The sequence below is a fragment of the Nonomuraea sp. NPDC051941 genome, from assembly GCF_044593615.1.
The window spans coordinates 235,151-261,519 of sequence record NZ_JBIUCF010000005.1; the positions used below are offsets into that span (position 1 = coordinate 235,151).

Genomic DNA, 26,369 nt, shown 5'->3' on the forward strand with positions numbered 1-26,369 from the left:
TGGTGGCCATGAATCACGATGGCGATGCCGGCGTGCCGGGTTCGTTGGCGAGGGTGCTCGCGGACGTGACCGCCGAGCGGGTGGCCCAGGACGTGCGGTGGGGCATGCAGCTCCTGCCCGACGGCACCGGGCACGAGGGGACGGCGGCCGAGTCCGGCCGGGCCAGGTCCGAGACGGACGCGGCGGCCGAGGCCGGGACGCTGACGTGGCGGCACGTGCTGGCGGAGGAGGTGCTGGAGGCGTTCGCGGAGTCGGACCCGGAGCGGTTGCGCGCCGAGCTGGTCCAGGTGGCCGCCGTCGCCGTCAAATGGGCCCAGGCCCTCGACCGCCGCCCACCCCTCACCCCCGATCGAGGGCTGCCGAGGGAACGTTTCCGGGCGATCGTCGACGTGCACGTGCTCCTCCTCCGCGACTCCACGGTGCTGCTCGGCAGGCGGGCCGGCACCGGGTACGGCGACGGGCTGTGGCACCTGCCCTCAGGCCACCTCGAAGCGGGCGAATCGGCGACCGAGGCGGCCGTCAGGGAGGCGGGCGAGGAGGTCGGCGTGACGATCGATCCGGACGACCTCAGGTTCGTCCACGTCATGCACCGGGCCCCGGAACGCGTCGGCCTCTTCTTCGCCGCCGACACGTGGACCGGCGAGCCGTACAACGCCGAACCGGACAAATGCTCTGAGATCGCCTGGTGGCCCTTGGACGGCCTGCCCCGCGACATGGTCGGCTATCCGGCGGCGGCCATCGCCAACGTCGTGAACAGCGTGCCCTACGCCCTGCACGAATGGTCTACACCTCGATGATGCGCCGTACGTAACAGAAGGCAGATTGCTGACCGCGAAGGCCTGCGAATCCTGCGACGTGACTCGGAAAGCACTACACAGCCTTGACGCAACTAAAAGCCTGCTGTTGAACTCGGAGGTGTCGAGCGGGAGGCGGAGGTCCGGGATGTCCATCGACTACTCCGAGCGCATACCCAACAACGTCGACCTCGCGGAGGACCGCCGGCTGCGGCGGGCGCTGGAGTCGTGGCAGCCGCGCTTCCTGCAGTGGTGGTCGGAGATGGGCCCCGCGCTGCCCACCCAGGACGTCTATCTCCGTACGGCCGTCGCGGTCGGCCGCGAGGGGTGGGCGCATTTCGATCACGTGGCGCTGCCGGACTACCGCTGGGGCATCTTCCTCGCCGAACGCGACACCGACCGGCGCATCGCGTTCGGGCAGAACAAGGGGCGGCCCGTCTGGCAGCAGGTGCCCGGCGAGCACCGGGCGGACCTGCAGCGGCTCATCGTCATCCAGGGCGACACCGAGCCGGCCAGCGTCGAGCAGCAGCGGCGGCTCGGCCTCACCGCCCCCTCCCTCTACGACCTGCGCAACCTCTTCCAGGTGAACGTGGAGGAAGGGCGGCACCTGTGGGCCATGGTCTACCTGCTGCACGCCTATTTCGGCCGGTCCGGGCGGGAGGAGGCCGAAGCGCTCCTGCTACGCAACTCGGGCAGCGAGGACTCTCCGCGCATCCTGGGCGCCTTCAACGAGGAGACGCCGGACTGGCTGTCGTTCTACATGTTCACGTACTTCACCGACCGGGACGGGAAATACCAGCTCGGCACGCTGAAGGAGTCGGCGTTCGACCCGCTGAGCCGTACCTGCGAGTTCATGCTCAAGGAGGAGGCCCACCACATGTTCGTGGGGACCACGGGCGTGGACCGCGTGGTGGAGCGTACGGCGCAGCTGATGCGCGAACACGACACCGACGACATCTGGGAGCACGGCGGCATCCCGCTCGACGTCCTCCAGAAGTACATCAACTTCCACTACAGCGTCAGCCTCGACCTCTTCGGCGGCGAGACCTCCACCAACGTGGCCAACTACTTCACCGCCGGGCTCAAGGGGCGGTGGCAGGAGGAGCGGCGCAGGGACGACCACCTGCTCACCGAGGCGGTCGCCGTCGTGCAGCGGGTCGAGGCGGGGCGGCTGGCCGACGTCGAGTTGCCCGCGCTCACCGCGCTCAACGCCGACCTGCGCGGCGAGTACGTCGCCGACTGCGTCACCGGCGTCAACCGGTGGAACCGGATCCTCGCCGACCGCGGTCTCGGCGCCGTCCTCTACCTGCCGCACCTGGGGTTCAACCGGCGGGTGGGCATGTTCGGCGGGCATCACATCTCGCCGCACGGGCGCCTTCTGGATGAGCCGGCCTGGGAGGCGTCCCGCGACCGGTGGCTGCCGACGGCCGAGGACAAGACGCGCGTCCAGGCGCTGATGCGCCCCGTCTACGAGCCGGGGAAGATCGCGGCCTGGGTGGCGCCGCCCCGCAACGGCATCAACGGCCGTCCGTTCGACTACGAGTACGTCCACCTGTGACGGGCCACTCGGGAGCGGATCTTGCGGGGAGTGGAGGCGTGACCTGGCCCACAGGGTGTTATCTTGCCTGCGTGGCGGGCGTGGATGGGGAGGACGGGCTGACGGAGGCCTTTCTGCGCGAGCCGCGGCGCTATACCAGCCACCAGGTGGCCTACATGGCAGGGGTGCCGGTCTATCGCGCGCGGCGTTACTGGCGTGCTCTGGGGTTCGCGAACGTGGCCGACGACGCGGTCGAGTTCACCGACTCCGACGTGGAGGCGCTCAGGACGATGCTCGAGCTGGTCAGCTCGGGCGTCTACGACGAGGAGCACATGCTGCTGGTCGCGCGATCGATCGGCAGCGCGACGACCCGGCTGGCCGAGTCGCAGGCCGAGCTGGGCGTCGAGGCGCTCGACCAGGCCGGGGTGCCGCTGGCCGAACGCCCGCGGGCCTGGCGCAGGCGGGCCGAGCGGGTGGTGCCCGACCTGGCGCGCCTGCTGGTCTACGGCTGGCAGCGCCAGCTCGCCGCCGCCGCGGGGCGCATCGCCGAGCAGGACATGAGCGCCGTACGCCTGGCCGTCGGCTTCGCCGACCTGGTCGCGTTCACCCGGCTGAGCAGGCAGATCACGGGGAGCGAGCTGTCCAGGCTGATCGACAGGTTCGAGGGGCGCTCGGCCGACATCGTGACCTCCACCGGTGGGCGGGTGGTCAAGACGCTGGGCGACTCGGTGCTGTTCGTGGCCGACCAGTCGCACGTCGTGGCCGAGATCGCGCTGCGGCTGGTGGAGACGCACGCGAAGATCAAGGACATGCCGGAGCTGCGGGTGGGGCTGGCGGCGGGCCCGGTGATCTGGCGCATGGGGGACGTCTTCGGCACCACGGTCAACCTCGCCAGCCGGCTCACGGCGCTGTCGCTGCCGGGGACGATCCTGGCGGATCCGCAGTTCGCCGAGGAGCTGGAGGGGGACCGGGCGTTCCGGCTGCGGCCCGTCAACCGGCTGTCGGTCCGCGGGCTCGGCGAACTGGCCCCGTTCACGGTCACCCGCGCCGGCTCCTGACCCACCAGCCCGGCCCGCACCACTTCCGCTGAACCGCTGCGCACGGCACGGGGCCGGCGCGGCGGAGTGCCGAGGCGCTGGGGCGTTTCGGACGGTGGCCGAGGCCGGGCGGTGGGATCGGGTGTGCGCTCGCCGGCCGTTGCCGGGGGCGGGCAACCTGGGGTTGCGGTCGATGCGTCACTACCGGCAACGGGCTCTCACGAGAGGCAAATCAAGTTGGCGGATAGGGCGATATTTCAGGACTTCGTGGTGGCGAGGTCGGATCGGCTGTTACGCACGGCGTACCTGCTGACCCACGACTGGGCCACCGCGGAGGACCTGCTGCAGGAGGCGCTGGCCAAGGCGTGGTTCGCCTGGCCGGGCATCGACGAGCCCGAGGCGTACGTGCGCCGCGTCCTGGTGACCACGTACACGTCCTGGTGGCGCCGCAGGTGGCGCAGGGAGCTGCCCAGCGGGGACCTGCCGGAGGCGCCCGCGTACGACGACGCGGGCAGGGGCGACGAGCTGTGGCAGGCGGTCGGGCGGCTGCCCGCCAGGCAGCGCGCGGTGATCGTGCTGCGCTTCTACGAGGACCTGCCGGTGGCCGAGGTGGCCGCGATCCTGGGCTGCCAGGAGGGCACGGTCAAGAGCCAGACCGCCAAGGCGCTGGCCAAGCTGCGAGTGGACGAGTCGATCGTGAAGGAGCTGCACCGATGACCGTGCAAGACCTGCGTGACGTCCTGCGCGAGCGGGCCGAGGCCCCCTCGCCGGGCAACCCGAACCGGCACGAGCAGGTCAGCTCCCGCATCCGCAGGACCCGCCTGCGCAGGCGGGCGACGGCGGGCGCGGCGGCCGTGGCGGCGAGCGCCGTAGTGGGTGTCTCCTTGTTCCCCGGTACGGTGACGGCACCAGGGCCCGGCACGACCGCCACGGCAAGGACCGAACAGGACAAGCCCGCCGGACTGCCCGAGGAGTTCACCGCCGGGGACGGCACCGCGTACCGCAGCCTGGCCGTCGGCACGATCGGGAAGGAGGGCGCGAAGAAGGTCTCGCTCACGGTGCCGGTCTCCGGCAAGCCGCTGGACGTGGCCATGACGTGCGACGGCGACACCGGCGCCGACTCGCCCGTCGTCGTCGTGAACGGCAGGGCCGACACCGGCTCCCAGGCCGTGCCGTGCGGGAGGTCGATGCAGCTGCGCCCGCTGTCCGTGGTCCGGCGCGGCGCGACGGAGGCCACGGTCACGTTCGACACGACCGTCGTGGCCCGGGGCTGCGTCCAGTTCAAGAAGGACGGGCCGTGCGTGACTCCCGAGCCGAAGGAGGCCACCTGGCACGTGGCCGTCTACGAGTGGACGCCGCCTGCCCGGCCGGTCGAGCCCGAGCCGGTCAGGGACTTCCCTGATCGGTTGGCGGGGTGGAAGCTGGCCCGTTCGGCGACGGGTATGTGGGATCGGAATCGGTCCTTCACCCTCGTGGTCACGAGCCCGGGCGGCAGGATCAGCGTCGACGGGCTCTGCACGGGTGAGCTGGCCACGCGGATGTGGTTCAAATACCGGGTCGATGCCGAGGAATCCATGGCCACGAGCTGCGCCGTCTGGAAATCAGGCCCGTACCCCATGGCCATGCAAGAATTTTTCGTCCCCAAAGGCAAGAAGGTGACGATCACCGGAAAGATCGGCTTCTGGGGCGAGTACACCAACCGCCCGGTGCGATGGTCGGTGGGCGTGTACGTAAAGTAGATCGCGTGACGGAACGGGCAGCCTTCGAGGGCAGGCTGGTGGACGCCGACGCGCGCCTCATGTGGCAGGCGCGCTACGGCCACTTCACCGCCATGCAGGTCAGGGATCGCCGGGTGCGGGGGCTCGACCTGCACGTCGCCCGGCTGGAGGCGGCCAACGCCGAGCTGTTCGGGGTCCCGGTCGACCGCGCCGCCGTGCTCGGCTCCGTCGCGGCCGTGCTCGGCGACGACGTGCGGGACGCGAGCGTACGCGTGTCCGTGGTGGAGTTCGCCGACGGCCCGCGCGTCATCGCCGTCGCCGCCCCGCCCCACGAGCCGCCCACCGGCCCGGTGAGCGTCAAGTCGGTCGTCGGCCAGCGCTACCTGCCGCACATCAAGCAGGCGTCCGGCATGATGCAGGCCCACATCGGGCGGCAGGCCGAGCGCGAGGGCTTCGACGAGGCGCTGCTCACCGCCGAGGACGGCCTGATCAGCGAGGGCTCGATCACCAACGTGGGCGGCTTCGCCGGTGGGCGCCTGGTCTGGCCGGACGCGCCGATGCTGCGCGGGATCACGATGCAGCTGCTGGAGCGGATGGACGTCCCGCAGGAGCGGCGGCCGTTGAAGGTCGCCGACCTGCAGGGCCTCGACCAGGTCTTCCTCTGCAACTCCTGGGGCGTCTGGCCGGTCGGCGGGGTGGACGGCATCCCGCTGCCCCAGGACGACACGCTGATGGCGAGCGTTCTCGAGCATTACGACCGTATTGCGTGGGATCCACTGGACTGACCCCTTTGTCAGGTACTATCGCCGATCATCGTTCTGCGATCGCAAGGGAAGTCCGCATGACGACTCGCCGGCACGCCATTGGTGATCTCCTCCGTCGCTCCGCCGCCCGCCACCCGGCCAAGACCGCCGTCGTCTACGGCGACCTGCGGCAGAGCTACGCCGACCTCGACCTGGCGGTGAACCGCACGGCCAACGCCCTGGCCGCGCGCGGTGTCGGCAAGGGCGACCGGTTCGCCGTCTTCAGCCACAACAACCACGCGTTCGTGGTGGCGTACTTCGCGCTGGCGCGGCTGGGCGCGATCTCCGTGCCGATCAACTTCATGCTGGGCACGGCGGAGGTGGCGTACATCCTGGAGCATTCCGGCGCGACCGGGATCCTCGTGGAGGAGGCGCTGCTGCCGGTGGCCGCGGCGGCGGCCGGGCCGCAGGTACGGGTGCGCGGCGTGATCGGTGCGGCCGACGGCTGGGAGTCGTTCAAGGAGTGGGCGGCCTTCGACGACGCGTCGGAGCCGCAGGTGGAGATCGCCGACGACGACCCGATCCAGCTCATGTACACCAGCGGCACCGAGTCGCGGCCCAAGGGCGCCACGCTGTCCAGCCGCAGCCTGATCGCCCAGTACGTCACCTGCGTCGTGGACGGCGAGATGAGCCACCACGACGTCGAGATCCACGCGCTCCCGCTCTACCACTGCGCCCAGCTGCACTGCTTCCTGACGCCCGGCGTCTACCTCGGCGCCACCAACATCATCCTGCCCGGCGCCACCCCGGCGTCGATCCTGGCCACCATCGAGGGCGAGCGCGCCACCAAGCTCTTCTGCCCGCCCACCGTCTGGATCGGCCTGCTGCGCCACCCGGACTTCGACCGCCGCGACCTGTCGTCCCTGCGCAAGGGCTACTACGGCGCCTCGATCATGCCCGTCGAGGTGCTGAAGGAGATCGCCGCCCGCCTGCCGGACGTCCGCCTGTTCAACTTCTACGGACAGACGGAGATGGCCCCGGTCGCCACCATCCTTGGCCCGGAGGAGCAGCTCACCCGCCTCGGTTCGGCCGGCAGGGCCGCCCTCAACGTCGAGACCAGGGTCGTCGACGACCAGGACAGGCCCGTGCCGCCCGGCGTGGTCGGCGAGATCGTCCACCGCAGCCCGCACGCGATGCTCGGCTACTGGAACGACCCGGACAAGACCGCCGAGGCGTTCAGGGGCGGCTGGTTCCACAGCGGCGACCTGGGTGTCATGGACGCCGACGGCTACCTGTCCGTGGTGGACAGGAAGAAGGACATGATCAAGTCGGGCGGCGAGAACGTCGCGAGCCGCGAGGTGGAGGAGGCCATCTACCAGCATCCGGAGGTGGCGGAGGCGGCCGTGTTCGGGGTGCCGGACGACACGTGGATCGAGGCGGTCACGGCCGCGGTGGTGCTGCGCGAAGGGGGCGGGGCGACGGAGCAGGGGCTGATCGCGTTCCTGCGGGAGCGGCTGGCGGCGTTCAAGACGCCCAAGCGGGTGGTGTTCGTGGACGCCCTGCCCAAGAACGCCTCCGGCAAGGTGCTCAAGCGGGAGCTGCGCGACGCGTTCTGATCGCGCGCTTGCGTCAGCTCGGCGATTAGCGGGCATTCACTCTCGGTGACGAACTCCTCCTCAGACCCTGGGGCGCTCCTCCGCCTCGACCGAGAGAGACCGCATGCCGAGTTTGCCGGAGATCATGCACCGTACGTTCTTCCGTACCCTGTCCCTGCTGTCTCCGGAGGGGCAGGCGGTGCTCCTGCGCTACGTCTTCGACTGGCTGCACCGGACCCCTGACCCGTGGAGCCTCGCCACGGACAGTTACGAGCAGGACAAGTACCGGACCACGCTCATGCACCTGCCCGCCCGGCCGTACCGGCGGATCATCGACGTCGGGTGCAGCGAGGGCGTGTTCACGCACGTCCTCGCGGTGACGTACCCGGACGCGGAGATCATCGGGGTGGACGTGTCGGAGCGGGCCCTGGCGCGGGCGCGCGAGCGGGTGCCGCCGGACGGGCGGGTGCGCTTCATCCGGGCGGACATCCTCACCCACCGCCCCGACCAGCGCTTCGACCTGGTGTTCTGCTCCGAGACCCTCTACTACCTGGGCCGCCACGAGCGCCTGCGGCGAGCTTCGGCGCAGCTCAGCGAGCTGCTGGTGCCCGACGGGGTGCTCGTGGCGGTCCACCCGTGGCCCGAGGCCGGCCGGCTGCACCACTACCTGGACTCGCACGCGGCGCTGTCACGGCTGACCGAGCAGGTCTACACGGCCACGTCGCGCCCGTTCGCCATCACCGTCTACGGGACGAAACCGGCGCCGCCGACCTCCTAGCCGCCAGTCTTGCCCAGGAGGTCGGCGGCGATCTGGCGGATCACCACGCGCTGGATCTTGCCGGTCGCCGTCTTCGGCAGCTCGTCCAGCACCAGGACCTCGCGCGGCCGCTTGAAGGAGGCCAGGCCCTCCCGGCAGAAGCCGATCAGCTCGCCGGCGTCCACCGTGCGGCCCGGGGCGGACACCACGCAGGCCACCGGCTTCTCCAGCCCGTCCTCGTCGATGTACGCCACGACGGCGCACTCGCCCACCGACTCGTGCTGGAGCAGCCGGGCCTCGACCTCCATCGGCGACACCCAGATGCCGCCCGCCTTGATCATGTCGTTGGAGCGGCCGAGACACTGGTAGAAGCCGTCCTCGCCTCTGATGTAGGTGTCGCCGGTACGCAGCCACTCGCCCTGGAACACCTGCCGGGTGGTCGCCGTGCGGCACCAGTAGCCGGTGGCCACCGAGTCGCCCCGGACGTACAGGTGGCCCGGCTCCCCGTCCTTGACGGGCGCGCCGGAGTCGTCGAGCAGCTTGGCCTCGTAGCCCGGCACGACGGTGCCCGAGCTGCCCGGGCGTACCCGGCCCGGGTGGTTGGAGATGAAGATGTGCAGCGCCTCCGTCGAACCCAGGCCGTCGATGATGTCCACCCCGAAGCGCTCGGTGAAGCGGCGGTGGATCTCGGCGGGCAGCGCCTCGCCTGCGGAGACGGCCAGCCGTACGGACTGGAAGGCGCCGGCGGGGATGTCGGCGGCGAGCAGCGCCGCGAAGAACGTCGGGCCCGCGAAGAACAGCGTCGGCCGCTCCTCGATCACCCTGGCGACCACGCCCGCGGGGGTGGGCCGCGCCGGGTCGAGGACCGCCGTGGCGCCCGCGGCCAGGGGGAAGAACATGGAGTTGCCGATGCCGTACGCGAAGAACAGCCGCGCGACCGAGAAGCACCGGTCGTCGGGGCGGATGCCGAGGACCTGCCGCCCGTACCCCTCGTAGACCTCCTGGATGGCGCCGTGCCGGTGCATGGCCGCCTTGGGGGCGCCGGTGGTGCCGGAGGTGTAGAGCCAGAGGGCGGGGGAGTCGCGCCAGGTGTCATAGGGGAGGCCCGCCGCCCTGCCCGACTCCAGGACGTCGGACCACAGGCACACCGGCGTTTCCTCCTCCGCCGGCGGCGGGTCGATGAGGACGAGCACCGCCACGTCGGGCGTGCTCCGCACGGCCTCGCGCACGGTCGGCGCGAACTCGGGGGTGGCCACGACGACCCTCGCCCGCGAGTCCCGGACCAGGGTGGCGAGCTCGGTGGGGTTGTACATGGTGGAGACCGGTACGGCGACCGCGCCCATGCGCATGACGGCCAGGACGGTGATCGCGGTCTCCGGGCGGTCGGACATGACGAGCAGGACCCGCTCCTCGGGGCGGACGCCCATCGTGCGTAAGCCGGCCGCGAACCTGGCCACGTGGTCGGCCAGCTGCGCGTAGGTCAGCGTGCCCGCGGGGCCGGTGACGGCGATGCGATCGCCGTGGCCCGCTTCGACCTGGCGGTCCACGAGAAAGACGCTGGCGTTGAACGACTCGGACGACATGGGCGTCCCCATCCGCAGGCGCGTGTACGTAGGGAAATCTTCTACATAGGAGGGATGTGACGTCAATGACATGTAGTACGGGGAAACCGGTCGTCCGGGGTTGCGGTCCTTGGGAGGTCAGTCTCCGCTGATGAGCTCGTCTATCGCGGTGCAGCTCGCGTGCGAGGCGGGAGCCCGAGTGATCGGCACCGGCGGGGCCGGCGACAGGGATCGCCCAGCGCGCCCCCGCAAGACGATCATCCGGGTGGCGGCAGCCGAATAGCCGGGCACGTGCGCGGCCGCCGGCTGCCGGCCCGGCCACACGGCAGGATCGGCCGCGCAGTTCGTCGCGGCGCGGTCCTCAAGCGGCTCGACCTGCGCCTGAACAGACCATCGCCAAGGCTTGATTTCGCCCTCGATAGGCATCGAATCGCTTGGGCAGCGTACTCGAGCACGTCCACCCCGCCTGGCCGGGACGCCACACCGAGGTCAGCGCCTGTCTGCGGTGGTGTGGCGAGTCGGAGCAGCGAGCCCTCAGGGCCGGAGCGCGGGGAGGCCTCGGGATCGTCCCGTCGGCCTCAAGGTCCAAGCGGGATAGGAGAGACGTCATGATCCGACGGCGGTGCGCCGGTGGCATTCTGGCTGCCGGCATGGTGGCCGCGGCCGCCGCATGTGCTCCCGTAGCAGAGCATGCGACCGGCAAGGTGCAGGGTGCGGCCGAGGTGCCGGCTGCCGTCACGGTTACGCAACCGCCGACAGAGACGCTCTCGATTCTGTCGGAACAGGCGCTTCCCAATGTCAAGGGCAAGACGTTCACCTCGGCGATCGCAGACTTCCCGCCAGGTTCACGTGCGGTGCCGCATCGGCACGGCAACAGTTTTGTGTACGCCTACGTGCTTGCAGGAACTTTTCGTAGCCAGATCGGTGGCGAGCCGGTGCGAACCTTCCCTGAGGGCGAGCACTGGGTCGAGCCTCCGGGTGCCCACCATGTGCTCACGGAGAACACCAGCCAGACGAAACCGGCGAAGCTGCTGGTCATCTTCATCTCCAACACAGGAGACAAGATCAAGATCGATGACCCGCCAGGGTAGTCCATCGATGGCACAACCACCGGCCGAGCGGACGACCGCATGCCGCGGGTTCTCGACGGCTGCCGCCGTTGGTTGCGGCCGTGACGCGACCATGACACGGCGCGGACGAGGCGGGGACATATCCGGCCGACAGTGGGTGGGGTCGGCGGGCGAGCTACGGGTGAGTTACCGGGCGTGCGGCGAAACCCGGCGGCGTGTCATGAGTGCTGTCGATCGAGGATGACCGACCGTGCGGGAGGGCCTTGGGGCCCCTCATCGAGCAGGGCGAGATGAGCCGGCCGGGGCTGCGGTGACCGTCCGTTGGATGGAAAGTTCCGGCGAAGGTGATCACGAAAAGGAGAGGGCGTTGGTTGATGGCGGAGAATGGGACCGGCGTTCGGTGTTACGGGGCGCCGCGGTGCTGGCCGGTGCGGCCGCGACGGCGCCGCTGTCAGGCGGGGCGGCCACGGCGCTGGCCGGCAGCGGTGACGCGGACGCGCTGTTCAAGGCCGGGAAGTTCGAGGAGGCCGGCCGCGCCTACGAGGAGATCCTGAGAACAGACCCCACGAACCTGCACGCGGCCCGCCGTCGCGGCTATGTCGGGCTGCTGGCCAACCAGTTCCCCGACGCCGAGAAATACCTCAAGATGGCGCTCAAGCTGGCGCCCGAGGACAAGGACGCCAACTACTATCTGGCCGACTGCTACCTCCGGCAGGACAAACTCTCCCTCTCCATACCGCACTGGCAAGCAGCCGGCGAAGAAATCTACGCCAAATGGTTCGCGGCAGTACGTGGCAAGCCGTATCGGATCCACGGCGACATCGCGCGGGTGCCATGGCAGCAGACGGACCCGATGCCGCTGGTAGAGGCCTCGGTCAACGGCGGACCGCCGAAGCGCTTCACGTTCTACACCGGCACCGGGTGGCTGGGCCTGTCCTCGACGGTGGCCAAGGAGGCCGGGCTGAGCCCCGTCGCCAGTCAGAAGATCGAGTTCCTGAACGGCGTCATATGGCAGTACTTCGGGGTGCTGGACTCGTTCAGGCTGGGCGGCATCGAGCTGCGCAACATCCCCGTGGGCTGGTCGGCGACGGAGTCGGGCGAAGATGTCGACACTGACAGCGACGGCATCATCGGCACGTGGGTCTTCTACCACTTGCTGACCACCTTCGACTACGCGGGCCGGTCGCTGATCCTGCGCCGCCGAACCCCCGAAACGGCCGGCAAGGCACGCGCCGCCGCCACCCGGGCGGGCGCCAAGCCCCTGCCGCTGTGGCTGGCCCGTGAACACGGGTGCCACAGCAGGGGCAGCATCGCCGGCATCGCCGACTCCGGCACGCAGGTGGTGGGCGTGCTCTGCGGCGGACACAGCGAGGTCACCGCGGTCGTGAACGGGGAAAAGGCCAAGCAGTTGCAGATCCGCATCGACTACGACCGCCCGGTCGAGACTTTTGCCCACAGCCACCCAGTTGTCACCTACCCCTGCTACCCCAAGGAAATCCGCCTCGGAAACGCCGTCGCCAAGGAGGTCTACTGCTACACGAACCCAAACTCGCCGCTCGCCCCCAACGGGTTCGACGTGTCGGCCGCCTTCTTCCACAGCTTCCACAAGCCCAACAACATCACCCTCGACTTCACCGACATGAACCTCTACATCGCCCGTGGCAAGGCCACCTGATCACCGCGACTGCACGGGCGTCATGAGAGGCAGGAGCGTGGATCTTCGTGGGGGCCGTGGCCGAGTTGTCGGTGAGCGTCTCGTCCGGCTCGGGGGCGCCGGTGATCTTAGCGGTGCTCGTGAGCGTCGTGCCGTCACCAGCCGTGCAGGGGACCGTGAACGTGAAGGTCTCGGTGGCCGGGGTTGAGGGACGGCGGGGCAGCCATGATCGGTGACAGTGATCGCGACCTGCGCCAACACTCAAGATCGCGTTGCCGTACGGGATTGCAGCGCCATGTTCGAGTCAAAGCTGACTCAACACCGTTGGCCATTGCAGCCCGCGGGGGGTGCGGACGGTGAACGTGTCCAGCCACGGCTGGCGTCCCCAACCCCCGCCGGCACGGCCCTCGCGGTTGGCTAACCTGATCAATAGAGGGTGAGGAGGGGGCCGATGACTGTCTCGATGGCGGTAGCAGTCCTGATGCTGCTCACGGTTGCGGCGATCGCTGTCCGTTCGGCGTGGTCACTGCTGTTCCGCAAGGCTCCCGTGCCCAGGCGTCGGGCCCGGGGCCGCCACCTGCCGTACCACGGTCCGATGGATAACGCCGGTCAGTACCCCATGCCCGGCGCGGACGGTATCGGCTGTGACCCAGGGATGGTCATGGCGTCTCTAGCCGTAGCAGGCGTCGTACATGACGCCGCCGCGGCTGAGCAGGAAGACGTGCGTGTAGGTGATCTCGGGGGAGTCCTCGATGATGACGCCCTCGCTGAGCTGCGACTCGAAGACGTCGCGGACGAGGTCGCCGACTCTGGACCAGGACCAGCGGCCTTCCGTGTCCGCCTGATCAGCCCACACGGCGGCGGTGGTGTCGCCCACCAGGGCGGCCGGGAAGAAGTCCCCGCCGGCGCGCGGCTGAACGAGGGCGGTCCCCAGGCCGAGGTTCACCTGCTCCTCGGGCGGGGCGCCGGCGTCGTGCCAGCCGGTGCCGGCGGCGTCGGTGACGTGGGCATATAGCGGCTGCCTGTTGGCGGTGATGAAGGCGCAGACCTGTGGAGCCTTGTCATCGGCGTTCTGGATGGCCGTCACGCCGGCGGTGCCGCTGCTCGGAACCGGCGGCCTTTCGAGGTTGATCCATCGGGTCTCGCCCGTGTCGGAGACACACAGCCACAGGTTTCCGTCGCCACCGTTCATGTAGACGTGCAGGAGCCCGTGACCGGTCGTTCGGTCGGTGACGGCCACCACGCCGATCTTCCCGCTGAGGCCGACGCCCTCGGGGTGGCGCAGGTTGGCCCACTGCCAGCGGTGCTGAGTGGCGTTCCACCAGCCGGCCCACAGATTGGTGTCCTGGCCGCGTACGACCACGAACGGCTGGGCGCCGGCGCCGGGGACCAGTGCGAGGGAGACCGCGCCGATGCCTTCTTTGAGGGTCGTGCCGGGTGGCGTGCCCAGAGCCGTGGGGACCCACTTGGTGCCATCCCACCAGTACAGCTGCAGTTGCCTGTCAAGCAGGACGAAGATATAGGGGCGGGTGCCCCGGCTGTCGTCGTCGACGGCGACGACGCCCACCGGTTGGTCGGCCGCGCCTTTCACGTGCTTCCACTCCCACACGCCGGGACCGTGCGGTGTGACCATCCACAGGTGGCCGTCGGTGCCCTTGACGAAGGCGACCGGCGAGGGGATGGGGGCGAACGTGGAATTGAGCATTCTGATCGCGCCGAGCATTTCGGCGATCGCCCCGGATTGCGGCTGGCCGACCTTCTCCAGGTGCCACCGTCGCCGGATCGGCACGTCCTGGTGAATGTCCTGCGCCTGTGTGTTCTGCCGGCCATCGTTGGTTGTCATGGTCCGTCCCGTTCTGATGGATTCGATGCACGTACCATCACTCGCCCGGATCGCCGAACTCTCACAAATCGATACACGCTCTATCGGCGCTGATCGAAATACTTTGGCGGGTGCGAAAAAAATGCACTTATTGACATGTCATGGGGTGCCCTGGCAGGCGTACCGCGACAACGTGTGGTGGCAGCCGCCACGATGAACGGCCGCCGGCGCCGGACAACGTGGGTCACGCGGGCTACTTGGGGATAACGGGGCGACCGGGATGTCAGGCCGTTCAGTGGCGATCGCGAGATCGTGCAACCAGGCGACGGGGCGGCAGCGGGGGATCAGTCGAGGAGGGCGCTGAGGGCGGGGCGTTCGGGGGCGGGGATGTAGCCGGCGTAATAGTCGTACATCGCCTTTTTCGACAGCCGAGCGGCCAGCGGGCCGTCGCCGGCGCGCATGGCGGCCAGCACCTCCTCGTGGTGCCGGATGCTCTGCCGCATCAGCGCCTCCCGGTCGGGCGCGTCGGCGATCTTCTCCGAGATCAGCTTGAGCACGATCGAACGGACCACGTCCGTGCAGATCTGGATGAGCTTGTTGCCGCTCGCCCGCGCCACCACGTCGTGGAAGGCCACGTCGGCCTCGCCGAACGTGTCCTGCCCCGTCTCCACGGCGGTCCGCATGTGCGCGACGGCCGACTCCATCTCGGCGAACTGCGCGTCGGTGCGCAGCCGGGCCGCCAGCAGGATCGCCGACGAGTCGAGCACCATCCTGAACTGCACCAGCTCGGCCAGCGACAGCTCCTCCACCCTGGCCAGCGTGGTCATCGACTTGTGCAGCGTGGCGGGCGAGAACGGCAGCACCTCCGCCCCGTTGGGGTCGCCGGGCCGTGACCGCACCAGGCCGCGCGCCTGCAGCACCCGCAGCGCCTCGCGCACGGTGGACCGGCTGACCGAGAACTGCACCATGAGCTCCCGCTCGCTCGGCAGCCGCTCGCCCGGCGAGAGGGAGCCGCTCTCGATGGCCTCCTCGACCTGCTCCACGACCCGCTCATAGGCGCGTACGGTACGCACCGGCTCGAACCGCGGACCACCCATGAAAGCCCCCTTGACCCGAGCCGCCGCCGACTGGCAATGTGCGTAGCCTACTGGTCCGACCAGTGCACTAGCCAGGAGGCAGTAACACATGAGGCGAATCGGCATCTGGATCGCCGCCGGCGGTCTCCTGCTGGGCACGGCCGCCTGCGGCGGCACCTCCAGCGGCGGCGGCAGTGCGGGCACCCCCAAGACCCAGGCCCTTTCCGTGGGATTCGTGGCCGAGCCCGCGAACCTCGACTTCACCTCGACGGAGGGCGCCGCCATTCCGCAGGCGCTGCTCGTCAACGTCTACGAGGGCCTGGTCAAGCTCGACCAGGACGGCAAGATCGTGCCGCTGCTCGCCGAGAAGTGGGACGTCTCGCCCGACCGCAAGACCTACACGTTCAGCCTGCGCAAGGACGTCAAGTTCAGCAGCGGCGCGCCGTTCACGGCCGACGACGTGGCGTTCTCGCTCGACCGGGTCAAGACGGACTGGAAGCTCAAGATCAAGGCACAGCTCGACGTCGTCGACAAGGTGGAGAAGAAGGACGACTCCACCGCCGTCGTCACGCTCAAGAAGCCGAGCAACGGCTTCCTCTACTCGATGGCCACCAGGCTCGGTGCCATGTTCAGCCGCACCGGGATCGCCGACCTGGCCAACAAGCCCGTCGGCACCGGCCCGTACACGCTCGGCTCGTGGCGGCGCGGCGACTCCATCCAGCTCAACGCGAACGCCTCCTACTGGGGCACCAAGCCGCCGCTGTCGTCGATCACGCTGAAGTACTTCAAGGACGCCACGGCGATGAACAACGCGCTGCTGACCGGCGGCATCGACGTCATCTCCGCCGTGCAGGCGCCCGAGTCGCTGCAGCAGTTCGCCGACCCCAACCGCTTCCAGACGGTCGAGGGCACCACGAACGGCGAGGTCGTGCTGTCGATGAACAACAGCCGCCCGCCGTTCAACGACAAGAAGGCCAGGCAGGCCGTCCGCTACGCGATCGACCACAAGGCGCTGCTGGAGACCGCCTGGGCCGGGCGCGGCCAGCTGATCGGCTCGATGGTGCCGCCCACCGACCCCTGGTACGAGGACCGCACCGGCGACTACCCGTACGACCCGGCCAAGGCCAAGGAACTGCTCGGCGGCAAGACGCTCAACGTCAAGATGCGCATCCCCAACCTGCCGTACGCGGTGGCGAGCGCCCAGGTCGTCAAGTCGCAGCTCGCGCAGGTCGGCATCACCGCCGACATCGAGCCCCTGGAGTTCCCGGCCCGCTGGCTGGACGTGGTGTTCAAGCAGGGCGATTACGACCTGTCCATCATCAACCACGTCGAGCCCCGCGACATGGGCATATTCGCCGACAAGTCGTACTACTTCCGCTACGACAACCCCGAGTTCGGCAAGCTCCTCGCTTCCGCCGACGAGGGCACCGAGCAGCAGCAGACCGACGACCTGAAGAAGGCCGCCAAGCTGCTGTCCGACGACGCGGCCGCCGACTGGCTCTTCCTCTTCCCCAACCTGATCGTGGCGAAGAAGGGCGTCACCGGGCTGCCGAAGAACGCCATCGCGGAGTCCTTCGACTTCACCGCGCTCTCCAAGCAGCAGTGACGCTTTACCTGATCAAACGCCTGGCGGTGCTCGTCGCGAGCACCGCCGTGGCGGGCGTGGTGGTGTTCGCGTTCATGGCGCTGCTGCCCGGCGACCCGGCGGAGGTCGCGCTCGGCGTGAACGCCACGCCCGACGCGGTGGCGGCGCTGCGCAAGCAGTTCGGCACCGACCGGCCGCCCGTCGTGCAGTTCTTCGACTGGTTCGGCGGGCTCCTGCACGGCGACTTCGGCACCTCGTACGTGACCAGCTCGCCCATCGGCCCGCAGATCAGCGACCGGCTCGGCGTCACGGCCGTGCTGGTGCTCGGTGGGATGCTGGTGGCGCTGGTCATCGCGGTGCCGCTCGGCACGTTCGCGGCCGTGCACCACCGCAACCCGCTCGGGGCGGCCATCAGCGCGCTCAGCCAGGTCGGCATCGCGATCCCGGCGTTCCTTGCGGGCATCCTGCTGGTGTTCGTGTTCGCGGTACAGGCCCAGGCGCTGCCGTCCGGCGGCTACGTGCCGATCGCCGAGAACCCGGCGCAGTGGCTGCTCAGCCTGCTGCTGCCGTGGTTGTCGCTCGGCCTCGTACAGGGCGCGGTCCTGACCCGGTACGTGCGCAGCGCCGTGCTCGACGTGATGCGCGAGGACTACCTGCGCACGGCCCGCGCCAAGGGCCGGGGCAGCACCGGCGCCCTGTGGCGGCACGGCCTGCGCAACGCCTCGATCCCCGTCGTCACCGTGCTCGGCCTGCAACTGGCCACGCTGCTGATCGGCGCGGTAGTGGTCGAGCGGGTCTTCGTCATCCCCGGGCTCGGCGACCTGCTGCTCAACGGCGTCGCCGGGCGTGACCTGCTGCTCGTCCAAGGTGTGGTGATGGTGCTGGTGGCGGCCGTCCTGCTGATCAACTTCGTGGTGGACGTGGCCTACCGCGTGCTCGATCCGAGGCTGCGATGAGGGGCCGGATGAACGCCGGGCTGCTGGTCGGCGGCGTGCTCGTCGGGCTCGTGGTGCTGGCGGTGGCGGTGTCGTTCTTCTGGACGCCGCACGACCCGACGCTCGTGGACGCGGCGCGCAAGCTGCGGCAGCCGGGCGGCGGCTACCTGCTGGGGGCCGACAAGTTCGGCCGCGACACCTTCAGCCAGATCATGGTCGGCGCCCGGACCACGCTCTACGTGGGCATCGTGGCCGTCGGCATCGCCGCCGTCATCGGCACGCCGCTCGGCATGATCGCCGGGATGACGCCGCGCGGCTGGCTCTCCGAGCTGATCATGCGGGTCAACGACCTGGTGTTCGCGTTCCCGGCGCTGCTGCTGGCCGTCATGCTCGGCGCGGTCTACGGGCCGGGCACGCTCACCGCGATGATCGCGATCGGCGTGGCCACCGTGCCCGCGTTCGCCCGGGTGGCCCGCGCCGCCACGCTCCAGGTCATGGTGACCGACTACATCCTGGCCGCCAGGGCCGCCGGGCGCCGCCGCCCGGCCATCGCGATGCGCCACGTGCTGCCGAACATCGGCTCCGTGCTCATCGTGCAGGCGTCGGTGTCGTTCGCGATCGCGATCCTGGCCGAGGCGGCGCTGTCGTTCCTCGGCTTCGGCACCCGCCCGCCCACCCCGTCGTGGGGGCGGATGCTGCAGGAGTCGCAGGAGCTGCTGTTCTCGACCCCGCGCCTGGCGCTCTGGCCCGGCCTGGCGATCGCGCTCGCGGTGCTCGGCTTCAACCTCCTCGGGGACGGCCTGCGCGACTACCTCGATCCGAAGCTCAGGAGGGTCCGTGCTGAAGGTTGAGGGGCTGACCGTACAGGCTGACTCGCTGGAGCTGGTGCACGAGGTGTCGTTCGCCATCGCGCCCGGCGAGCGGGTCGGGCTGATCGGCGAGTCCGGGTCCGGCAAGTCGCTGACCGCGCTGTCGCTCATGGGCCTGCTCCCCGAGGGCGTCACCGCCTCGGGCACGGCCACGATGGGCGGGAACGACCTGGTCGGCGTGCCCGAGAGCCGGCTGAAGCGGCTGCGCGGCCAGGACGTCTCCATGGTCTTCCAGGAGCCCATGACCGCGCTCAACCCGCTCATGCGCATCGGCGCCCAGGTCGCCGAGGTCATGACCCTGCACGGCACGCCGCGCGCGCGGGCCCGGGAGAAGGCGCTCGACCTGCTGGAACGCGTACGCCTGCCCGAACCGGCGCAGATCGCCCGCGCGTACCCGCACCAGCTCTCCGGCGGCCAGCGCCAGCGCGTCATGCTCGCCATCGCCCTGGCCAACGAGCCGAGCCTGCTCATCTGCGACGAGCCCACCACGGCGCTCGACGTCACCGTGCAGAAGCAGATGCTGGAGCTGATCGCCGAGGTCGCGCCCGCGCTGCTGTTCATCACCCACGACCTCGCCGTCGTGGCGTCGGTGTGCGAGCGGGTCCTGGTCATGTACGGGGGCCGCGTCGTCGAGAGCGGCCCGATCCGCGAGGTCTTCACCCGGCCCCGCCACCGCTACACCGAGGGCCTGCTGGCCGCCTCCAGGCTCACCCCGCGCGGCACCCGGCTGCCCACCATCAAGGGCAGCGTCCCGCCGGCCGGGCAGTTCCCCGGCGGCTGCGTCTTCCGCAACCGCTGCCCGCACGCCACCGCCGAGTGCGAGACCGTACCCGCGCTGACAGGAGACGGCCATGCCCACGCATGCTGGCACCCCGCTGATTGAGGCCCGCGACCTCAGCCGCGTCTACCACCGGCCCCGCACCTCGCTCACCAAGGCGGGCGCCGCCGTGCACGCGCTCAAGGACGTGTCGCTCACGGTCGGCCGGGGCGAGCGGTACGGCATCGTCGGCGAGTCCGGCTCCGGCAAGTCGACGCTGCTGCGCCTGCTGTGCGGGCTCGATCAGCCGACCGGCGGGTCCATCCGGTTCGACGGGCAGGAGATCGCCGGCAAGCCGGAGCGCCGGCTGCGCTTCCTGCGGGAGAACCTGCAGATCGTCTTCCAGGACCCGATGAGCTCGCTCGACCCCCGCATGCGCGTCCGGGACCTGGTCGCCGAGCCGCTCGTCGCGCTCGGCCTGCCGGTCGGCGACCGCGTGACCGAGCTGCTGGAGGGGGTCGGGCTGCCCGCCTCGGCCGCCGAACGCTACCCGCACCAGTTCTCCGGCGGGCAGCGCCAGCGCATCGCCATCGCCCGCGCGCTCGCGCCCCGGCCGAAGGTGCTGGTGGCCGACGAGCCGGTGAGCGCGCTGGACGTGTCCGTGCGCGGGCAGATACTCAACCTGCTGGCCGACCTCGTGGACGAGCTGGGGCTCACGCTCGTGTTCGTCTCGCACGACCTGTCCGTGGTGCGGCACGTGTGCGAGACGGTCGCGGTCATGAGCCATGGGGAGATCGTGGAGAGCGGGCCGGTGGACGAGGTCTGGGCCGCGCCCGCCCACGCCTACACGCGTACGTTGCTGCAGGCCGTACCGACTCTGGAGGGATTGTTTTGATCGACGTCGATGCCGACGGAGTGGTGGGGTTCACCCAGGAGCTGGTGCGGATCCCCAGCACCAACGACCCCGGGCGGCGTGAGCGGGCCGCCGCCGAGCTGGTGGCCGCCAAGATGCGGGAGTGGGGCTGGGAGCCCACCGTGTACGAGGTGGAGCCGGACCGGCCGAACGTGGTGGCCGTGGTCGAGGGCGGCGGCGGTGCCGGGCCCACCCTGATGTTCGAGGGCCACACGGACGTGGTGACCGAGGGCGACCTGTCCACCTGGACCGTCGACCCGTTCGGCGGGGAGATCCGCGACGGGAGGTTGTGGGGGCGGGGCAGCGCCGACATGAAGTCCGGCCTGGCCGCGACCCTCTACGCCACCCGCGCGTTGCAGCTGGCTGGACCGTTCCCCGGGCGGATCAAGGTGTGCGCGCTGGCCGACGAGGAAGGCCTCATGATCGGCGCGCACCACTTCGTCTCCGAAGGGCTGACCGCCGACGTGGACGGCGCGATCGTCGCCGAGCCCGAGGCGGGCGAGATCTGCGCGGTGGCCAAGGGCGCGCTGCGGCTGCGCGTCGACCTCGCTGGCAAGATGGCGCACGGCGCCATGCCGCAGCACGGCCGCAACCCCCTCCCCGCCGTGGGCTCGCTGCTGGTGGGGCTGGGGTCGCTGCAGGAGGAGCTGCAGGGACGGCACCCGGCGCACGAGCATCTCGGCGAGGTGTACGTGACGCCGACCGTGCTGCGGGCCGGCTCCGAGGAACAGGTGAACGTGATCCCGGCGGCCGCCTCGGTCTTCGTGGACGTGCGGACGATCCCCGGGGTCGAGCACAAGCTGATCGCCGACCGGGTGGCCGCGCTCGCCTCCTACGACGGGATCGCCGCCGAGGTGTCGGTGCTGGTGGACCGGCCGCCGGTGGACGTGCCCGTGTCGGACCCGGTGGTGGCCGCGCTGGCCGCCGCCCACCGTACCGTCACCGGCGCGGAGCCCGTCTACGGCGGGGTGCCCGGGTCCACGGACGGGACCGTGCTGACGCACTGGGGCGGGATCCCGTCCGTGGTGTACGGGCCCGGCGGGAAGTGGATCGCGCACCAGGCGGACGAGTTCGTGGAGGTGGCCGAGATCGTCCAGTGCACCCGCGTGTTCGCCGAGGCGGCCCGGCGCTTCCTCAACGGGGACTTCTGATGCGCGCCGGGCCTTCCAACTCGCTGATGGACGTGGCCGGGCTCCGGGTCGGCCACGCGCAGCGGGTCGGCGGCGGCTACCGCACGGGCACCACCGTCGTCCTGGCCCCTCCTTCGGGGGCCGTGGCGGGGGCGGACGTGCGGGGCGCCGCTCCCGGGACCCGCGAGACCGAGCTGCTGGATCCGCGGAACCTGGTGTCGCGCGTGCACGCCGTGGTGCTGACGGGCGGGAGCGCGTACGGGCTGTCGGCGGCCTGCGGGGTGGTGGAACGGCTGGCGGACGCGGGCATCGGGTATCCGGTGGCCGGCGGGGTGGTGCCCATCGTGCCGGCGGCGGTCATCTTCGACCTGGGGCGCGGTGGCACGTTCCGCGCCGTACCGGACGCCACCTTCGGCACCGCCGCCCATGACGCCGCCGCCCCGGACGGTGGGTCGGCCGCTCTCCCGCCGTCCGTGGCGGGGGTCCCTTGGGGGAGAAGCGGGACGGGCTCGCCGGACGGCGTCGTACCCGTCCGAGGGACCGTCACCCTCGACGGCGGGGTGGGGAATGGGTCGGTCGGGGCCGGGACCGGGGCCAGGGCCGGTGGGCTGGCCGGAGGGGTGGGGACGGCGAGCTTCGTCCTGCCCGGCGGCGCCACCGTGGCCGCCCTGGTCGTCGCCAACCCCGTAGGCTCGGTCCTCGACCCCCGCGACGGCACGCTCGCCGGCGCGAGGTACGGCCTGCCAGGCGAGTTCGACCACCTCCAGCCCCCGCTCCAGGCGGAGATCGACGCCTGGAGCCCGCAGAACGCCCCCTCCTTCAACACCACCATCGGCGTGGTGGCCACCGACCTCACCCTCACCAAGGCCCAGTGCGGCAAGCTCGCCGCGGTCGCCCACGACGGCCTGGCCAGGGCGATCAGGCCGGCCCACACCATGACCGACGGCGACACGATCTTCGGCCTGGCCACCTGCGCCGGCCCCGAGCCCGACCACGACACCCTGCAGGAGGTCCTGGCGGCGGGGGCCGACGTGTTCAGCCGCGCCATCGCGCACGCCGTCCTCGCCGCCACCGGCCACGAGGACGCGCCCGCGTACCTCGACGTGTTCCCCAGCGCCCAACGGAAGCGAGCATGAGCATCGACACCGCATGGCCGTCCGGCCTGCCCATCGGCGACGGGTGGGTGGAGACGGCGGAAACCGACGACGTCACCTTCCCGTACGACGGCTCCCTCGTCGCCACGGTCCCGAGGGGCGACGCCGGTCTCGCCCGGCGGGCCGTGGACGCGGCCCTGGCCGTCGCGCCCGCCATGGCGGCGCTCCCGTCGCACGCCCGCCGCGCCGCCCTCATGAAGGCCCACGACGCGCTCGCGGCCAACCGGGAGGAGTTCGAGCGGCTGCTCGTCCTCGAGACCGGCAAGCCGCTGGCCGACTGCAGGGTCGAGGTCGCCAGGACGCTCGTCACGCTGGCCACGGCCGCCGAGGAGGTCGCCAGGCTGCACGGCGAGACCGTGCCGCTCGACCTGCTGCCCTCGGGAGAGGGACTGGTCGGGTTCTGGACGCGCCGCCCGATCGGCGTGGTCGTCGGGATCACCGGCTTCAACTACCCGCTGCTCCTCGCCGCCCACAAGATCGCCCCGGCCGTGGCCGCGGGCTGCCCCGTGATCGTCAAGCCCGCGCCCGCGACCCCGCTGGCCACGCTCTGGCTGGTGCACCTCATCCGGTCGGCGGACGCGCTCCCCCCGGCCGCCGTGCAGCTCGTCACCGGGGACGTCGAGGTCGGCAGGACGCTGGTGGAGGACCGCCGGATCGGCGCGGTCTCGTTCACCGGCTCGGCCGCCGCCGGGCACGCCATCGCCCGCAACGCCGCCCCCACCAAGGTCCTGCTGGAGCTGGGGTCGAACGCGGCGCTCGTCGTGGCGGCCGACGCCGACCTGGAGGCCGCCGCCGACGCCGTCGTTCGCGGCGGTTACTACGCCTCCGGCCAGGCGTGCATCTCCGTCCAGCGGGTGCTGGTCGAGGAGCCCGTACGGGAGCGGTTCGTGTCCTTGCTGGCCGACCGCGTCAAGAACGTCACGGTCGGCGACCCCCGCCTGGCGGAGACCCGCGTCGCCCCGCTCATCGACGAGACCGCCACGGACCGCGTGCTGGAGTGGATCGCGGAGTCGGGGGGCGAAGTGGTCACGGGCGGGCACCGCGACGGCCGGGCCATCGCGCCGACCGTGCTCGCGGGCGTCGGCGACGGGGCCGCCGCGTGGGATGAGGAGATCTTCGGCCCGGTGGTGTGCGTGCGCCCGGTGCGCGACCTCGACGCCGCCTTCGCCGCCGTCAACGAGTCGCGGTACGGCCTGCACGCCTCGGTGTTCACCCGGTCGCTGGCCACGGCGTTCGCGGCCATCGAGCGGATCGAGGCCGGGGGAGTGGTGGTCAACGAGGTGCCGGGGTTCCGGGCGGACAACATGCCGTACGGCGGCGTGAAGGACTCCGGGATCGGGCGCGAGGGGCCCCGCTTCGCCATTGAGGAGCTGACGGTGACCCGGATGGCGATCATCCGGCCCGCCTAGCGGGTGGTCATGGCGACCGGGTCGCGGGACCCGGTCGCCGGCGCCTTTCTAGTTGGGCGGGTCGAAGCGGCCGTCCACGGCGGTCCAGCCGCCGTCCACGTACAGGACCGAGCCGGTCACGAAGCTGGCCGCGTCGCCGGCCAGGTAGACCACCGCGCCGGCCATCTCCCGCGCCGTCGCCCACCGGCCGAGCGCGCTCTTGTTCGCGTACGCGGCGTACCAGTCGGGGTTGTCCTTGATCTGCCTGGTCAGCGGCGTCTCCACCACGCCGGGCGCGATGGCGTTCACCCGCACCCCGTGCGGCCCGAACTCGGCCGCCGCCGTCCGCAGCAGCTGCACCAGGCCCGCCTTCGTGGCCGAGTAGACGCTCTGCCCCGGCTCGGTCACGGACGCGCGGATCGAGGCGAACCCGATGATCGACCCGCGCCCGCGCTCGACCATGCCCGCCCCGAAGGCCCGCACCACGTCGAACGAGGCCCGCAGGTTCAGCCCCACCACCCGGTCGAACTCCTCGCCGGAGTAGTCGAGCAGCCGCTTGCGGACGTTCGTGGCGGCCGTGAACACCAGCACGTCGGCGGGCTCCTCCCCGGCGGTCCTCTGCACCTCGGCGGCGTCCAGCACGTCGAGCAGCCGGGCGTCGCCGCCGCACGCGGCGGCGGTCTCCTCGGCCGAGGCCAGGTCGCGGTCGGCGCACACCACGGAAGCCCCGTGGGCGGCCAGCGCCAGCGCCGCCTCCCGGCCGATCCCGCTCCCCGCCCCGATCACCACGGCCCGCCGCCCATCCAGGCGGAACAGCGCGTCATATCCCATACGAGGCACCCTAGCGACTGGTCCGACCAGTGCACCAGGTTGGGGGTCAGCGCGTCTCCCATTCGGCGCGCGTCAGCTCGTACTCCACCTCGCCGTGCTCGGCTCCCGGCAGCGGGTCCTCCCACTCCAGGTGGAAGGTGCGGGTGAAGCGCAGCCCGCACTTCTCCATGACCCGCCGCGAGCGCACGTTCACGGCCATCGTCTGGGCGTAGACCCGGCGCGCGCCCAGCTCCCGGAACGCCTTGTCGATCAGCGCGAGCGAGCCCTCGGTCGCGTACCCCCTGCCCCAGGCCGACTTGTGCAGCCGGTAGCCCAGCTCCGGCTCGTCGTCCGGCGTGCCCTTGGGCGCGCGCAGGTGGAACCACCCGAGGAAGGCCTCGGACGGCTTCTCGATCGCCGCGAAGAAACCGGTTGCGATGAACGCGGGCAGCGTCTTCCCGACGATCACCTCGTGCGGCGTGGGCTTGCCGCCGTTGAGGAACTCCATGACCTCGGGGTCGTTGTGGAGGGTGAAGAGGTGGCCGGCGTCGGACTCGGTGAAGCGGCGCAGGATCAGCCGCCCGGTTTCCAGATAGATGTGCACCGGCAAACGCTAGTGAGCCGGTGGCCGCGCCTTCGACAGGTTTTCCGACAGCTCGCGCAGCCGGGCCCGCGCCCCGGCGTCGTACGCCTGCTCCAGCGCCTGCGAGGGCCACAGGCCGTCGAAGAAGCGCCCGGACACCTCGTCCAGCTCGGGGTCGGTGACAAGCCGCGACGTGGCCTCCACGCCCTCCCGCAGCTCGCTGACCGGTGTGGCGACCATTTTGGTCGGCATGTAGGTGGCCGGGTGCAGGGCGTTGGCGGTGACCCCGGTGCCCGCCAGCTCCTCGGCCAGGTCCACGGTGAACATCACCTGCGCGAGCTTGCTCTGGCAGTACGCGCGCACCCCGCTGTAGCCGGCGGCCTGCATGACGTCGCCGAAGTCGATCGGGGCCTGGCCGAGGCTGCTGACGTTGACGATCCTGGACGGGGCCGACTCGCGCAGCACCGGCAGCAGGAGCCGGGTGAGCAGGTAGCCGGCCAGGTAGTTGACCGCGAAGCGCAGCTCGTGGCCGTCCGCGCTCTCCTGCCGCACCCCGCCGCCCGGCACGGTCGTGCCGATCCCCGCGTTGTTCACCAGCGTGTCGAGGTCCTTGTGGTCGGCCGAGACGGCCTGCGCGAGCTCGCGTACCTCGTCGAGCGAGGCCAGGTCGGCGCGGTACCAGTGCAGCCGCGCGGCGGGGACGGCGGCCCGGATCTCCGCCAGCGTGTCGTGGCCGCGCCGGTCGTCGCGGCCGTGCACGAGGACGGTCGCGCCGCGTGCGGCCAGGTCGGCGGCCAGCGCCCGGCCGAGCCCGTCGGTGGCGCCGGTGACGAGGATCGTCCGCTGCTCCATGGGACGCATGCCCACCACGGTATCAAGA

At 70.9% G+C, this 26,369-nt stretch carries 25 protein-coding genes; 19 read left to right on the top strand and 6 right to left on the bottom strand.

All coding sequences use genetic code 11. The annotated features are described in order from the left end of the window. Positions 1–8 precede the first annotated feature (8 nt). From ACIHFD_RS12125 to ACIHFD_RS12160, 8 genes are all read left to right on the top strand, one after another. Positions 9–797 (top strand): NUDIX domain-containing protein, encoded by a 789-nt coding sequence (locus tag ACIHFD_RS12125; RefSeq protein WP_397366833.1) that lies wholly within the window; start codon positions 9–11, stop codon positions 795–797. A gap of 145 nt (positions 798–942) precedes the next feature. After that, entirely contained in the window at positions 943–2,352 is a 1,410-nt protein-coding gene (gene boxB, locus ACIHFD_RS12130; protein WP_397366834.1) for a benzoyl-CoA 2,3-epoxidase subunit BoxB, read from the top strand. Positions 2,353–2,423: 71 nt separating this feature from the next. Continuing rightward, complete coding sequence (locus tag ACIHFD_RS12135; RefSeq protein WP_350727830.1) at positions 2,424–3,389, top strand: adenylate/guanylate cyclase domain-containing protein; 966 nt, start codon at positions 2,424–2,426, stop codon at positions 3,387–3,389. A gap of 216 nt (positions 3,390–3,605) precedes the next feature. Then, complete coding sequence (locus ACIHFD_RS12140; protein ID WP_355195879.1) at positions 3,606–4,085, top strand: SigE family RNA polymerase sigma factor; 480 nt, start codon at positions 3,606–3,608, stop codon at positions 4,083–4,085. Beyond that, positions 4,082–5,107: a hypothetical protein gene (locus ACIHFD_RS12145; protein ID WP_397366835.1), complete on the top strand. Its 1,026-nt coding sequence runs from the start codon at positions 4,082–4,084 to the stop codon at positions 5,105–5,107. Before ACIHFD_RS12140 ends, ACIHFD_RS12145 begins: the two co-directional genes overlap by 4 nt. 5 nt (positions 5,108–5,112) lie before the next feature. After that, positions 5,113–5,871 carry an aminotransferase class IV gene (locus ACIHFD_RS12150; protein WP_397366836.1) on the top strand — a complete coding sequence of 253 codons (759 nt, stop codon included), beginning with the start codon at positions 5,113–5,115 and terminating at the stop codon, positions 5,869–5,871. Between the two features lie 56 nt (positions 5,872–5,927). Continuing rightward, positions 5,928–7,445 carry an acyl-CoA synthetase gene (locus tag ACIHFD_RS12155; RefSeq protein WP_397366837.1) on the top strand — a complete coding sequence of 506 codons (1,518 nt, stop codon included), beginning with the start codon at positions 5,928–5,930 and terminating at the stop codon, positions 7,443–7,445. A 103-nt stretch (positions 7,446–7,548) separates the two neighbouring features. Further along, positions 7,549–8,202: a class I SAM-dependent methyltransferase gene (locus ACIHFD_RS12160; RefSeq protein ID WP_397366838.1), complete on the top strand. Its 654-nt coding sequence runs from the start codon at positions 7,549–7,551 to the stop codon at positions 8,200–8,202. Here the strand turns inward: ACIHFD_RS12160 and ACIHFD_RS12165 are convergent. Next, positions 8,199–9,764, bottom strand: a complete 1,566-nt coding sequence (locus tag ACIHFD_RS12165; RefSeq protein ID WP_397366839.1) for a benzoate-CoA ligase family protein — start codon at positions 9,762–9,764, stop codon at positions 8,199–8,201. The two genes, ACIHFD_RS12160 and ACIHFD_RS12165, sit on opposite strands and share 4 nt — an antisense overlap. A gap of 587 nt (positions 9,765–10,351) precedes the next feature. Here ACIHFD_RS12165 and ACIHFD_RS12170 point away from each other — a divergent pair. From ACIHFD_RS12170 to ACIHFD_RS12180, 3 genes are all read left to right on the top strand, one after another. Continuing rightward, a complete protein-coding gene (locus tag ACIHFD_RS12170; protein ID WP_397366840.1) occupies positions 10,352–10,834 on the top strand; it encodes a cupin domain-containing protein in 483 nt (160 codons plus the stop codon). 346 nt (positions 10,835–11,180) lie between these two features. After that, positions 11,181–12,488 (top strand): tetratricopeptide repeat protein, encoded by a 1,308-nt coding sequence (locus ACIHFD_RS12175; RefSeq protein WP_397366841.1) that lies wholly within the window; start codon positions 11,181–11,183, stop codon positions 12,486–12,488. A gap of 47 nt (positions 12,489–12,535) precedes the next feature. After that, positions 12,536–12,703, top strand: a complete 168-nt coding sequence (locus ACIHFD_RS12180) for a hypothetical protein (RefSeq protein WP_397366842.1) — start codon at positions 12,536–12,538, stop codon at positions 12,701–12,703. Between the two features lie 434 nt (positions 12,704–13,137). Here the strand turns inward: ACIHFD_RS12180 and ACIHFD_RS12185 are convergent, their stop codons facing one another. Next, entirely contained in the window at positions 13,138–14,310 is a 1,173-nt protein-coding gene (locus ACIHFD_RS12185; protein WP_397366843.1) for a hypothetical protein, read from the bottom strand. Between the two features lie 323 nt (positions 14,311–14,633). Next, positions 14,634–15,386, bottom strand: a complete 753-nt coding sequence (locus tag ACIHFD_RS12190; RefSeq protein ID WP_397366844.1) for a FadR/GntR family transcriptional regulator — start codon at positions 15,384–15,386, stop codon at positions 14,634–14,636. 88 nt (positions 15,387–15,474) lie between these two features. Here ACIHFD_RS12190 and ACIHFD_RS12195 point away from each other — a divergent pair, with 88 nt between their 5' ends. The 8 genes from ACIHFD_RS12195 to ACIHFD_RS12230 are packed head-to-tail and all read left to right on the top strand — an operon-like array spanning position 15,475 to position 24,117. Beyond that, entirely contained in the window at positions 15,475–16,971 is a 1,497-nt protein-coding gene (locus ACIHFD_RS12195) for an ABC transporter substrate-binding protein (protein ID WP_397366846.1), read from the top strand. Then, a complete protein-coding gene (locus ACIHFD_RS12200) occupies positions 16,968–17,906 on the top strand; it encodes an ABC transporter permease (RefSeq protein ID WP_355195897.1) in 939 nt (312 codons plus the stop codon). The genes ACIHFD_RS12195 and ACIHFD_RS12200 overlap by 4 nt, the downstream gene beginning before the upstream one ends. Before the next feature lie 8 nt (positions 17,907–17,914). Then, the gene (locus ACIHFD_RS12205; protein ID WP_397366848.1) at positions 17,915–18,736 is read left to right on the top strand and encodes an ABC transporter permease; all 822 of its coding nucleotides are present in this window, start codon (positions 17,915–17,917) and stop codon (positions 18,734–18,736) included. Beyond that, positions 18,723–19,637 carry an ABC transporter ATP-binding protein gene (locus ACIHFD_RS12210; protein WP_397366849.1) on the top strand — a complete coding sequence of 305 codons (915 nt, stop codon included), beginning with the start codon at positions 18,723–18,725 and terminating at the stop codon, positions 19,635–19,637. Before ACIHFD_RS12205 ends, ACIHFD_RS12210 begins: the two co-directional genes overlap by 14 nt. Continuing rightward, positions 19,606–20,406, top strand: a complete 801-nt coding sequence (locus ACIHFD_RS12215) for an ATP-binding cassette domain-containing protein (RefSeq protein ID WP_363974396.1) — start codon at positions 19,606–19,608, stop codon at positions 20,404–20,406. The genes ACIHFD_RS12210 and ACIHFD_RS12215 overlap by 32 nt, the downstream gene beginning before the upstream one ends. Then, positions 20,403–21,575 (top strand): M20 family metallopeptidase, encoded by a 1,173-nt coding sequence (locus ACIHFD_RS12220; protein WP_397366851.1) that lies wholly within the window; start codon positions 20,403–20,405, stop codon positions 21,573–21,575. The genes ACIHFD_RS12215 and ACIHFD_RS12220 overlap by 4 nt, the downstream gene beginning before the upstream one ends. Then, entirely contained in the window at positions 21,575–22,690 is a 1,116-nt protein-coding gene (locus ACIHFD_RS12225; protein WP_397366852.1) for a P1 family peptidase, read from the top strand. Before ACIHFD_RS12220 ends, ACIHFD_RS12225 begins: the two co-directional genes overlap by 1 nt. Next, positions 22,687–24,117, top strand: coding sequence for an aldehyde dehydrogenase family protein (locus ACIHFD_RS12230; protein WP_397366853.1), 1,431 nt, complete (start codon positions 22,687–22,689; stop codon positions 24,115–24,117). Before ACIHFD_RS12225 ends, ACIHFD_RS12230 begins: the two co-directional genes overlap by 4 nt. A 48-nt stretch (positions 24,118–24,165) precedes the next feature. On the opposite strand, the gene ACIHFD_RS12235 is transcribed toward ACIHFD_RS12230, so the two are convergent. From ACIHFD_RS12235 to ACIHFD_RS12245, 3 genes are read right to left on the bottom strand one after another with little or no spacing between them, the layout of a single operon-like run. Then, positions 24,166–24,927, bottom strand: a complete 762-nt coding sequence (locus ACIHFD_RS12235) for an SDR family NAD(P)-dependent oxidoreductase (RefSeq protein WP_397366854.1) — start codon at positions 24,925–24,927, stop codon at positions 24,166–24,168. 46 nt (positions 24,928–24,973) lie between these two features. Continuing rightward, the gene (locus ACIHFD_RS12240) at positions 24,974–25,510 is read right to left on the bottom strand and encodes a GNAT family N-acetyltransferase (RefSeq protein ID WP_397366855.1); all 537 of its coding nucleotides are present in this window, start codon (positions 25,508–25,510) and stop codon (positions 24,974–24,976) included. A gap of 9 nt (positions 25,511–25,519) precedes the next feature. Continuing rightward, a complete protein-coding gene (locus tag ACIHFD_RS12245) occupies positions 25,520–26,350 on the bottom strand; it encodes an SDR family NAD(P)-dependent oxidoreductase (RefSeq protein WP_397366856.1) in 831 nt (276 codons plus the stop codon). Positions 26,351–26,369 lie beyond the last annotated feature (19 nt).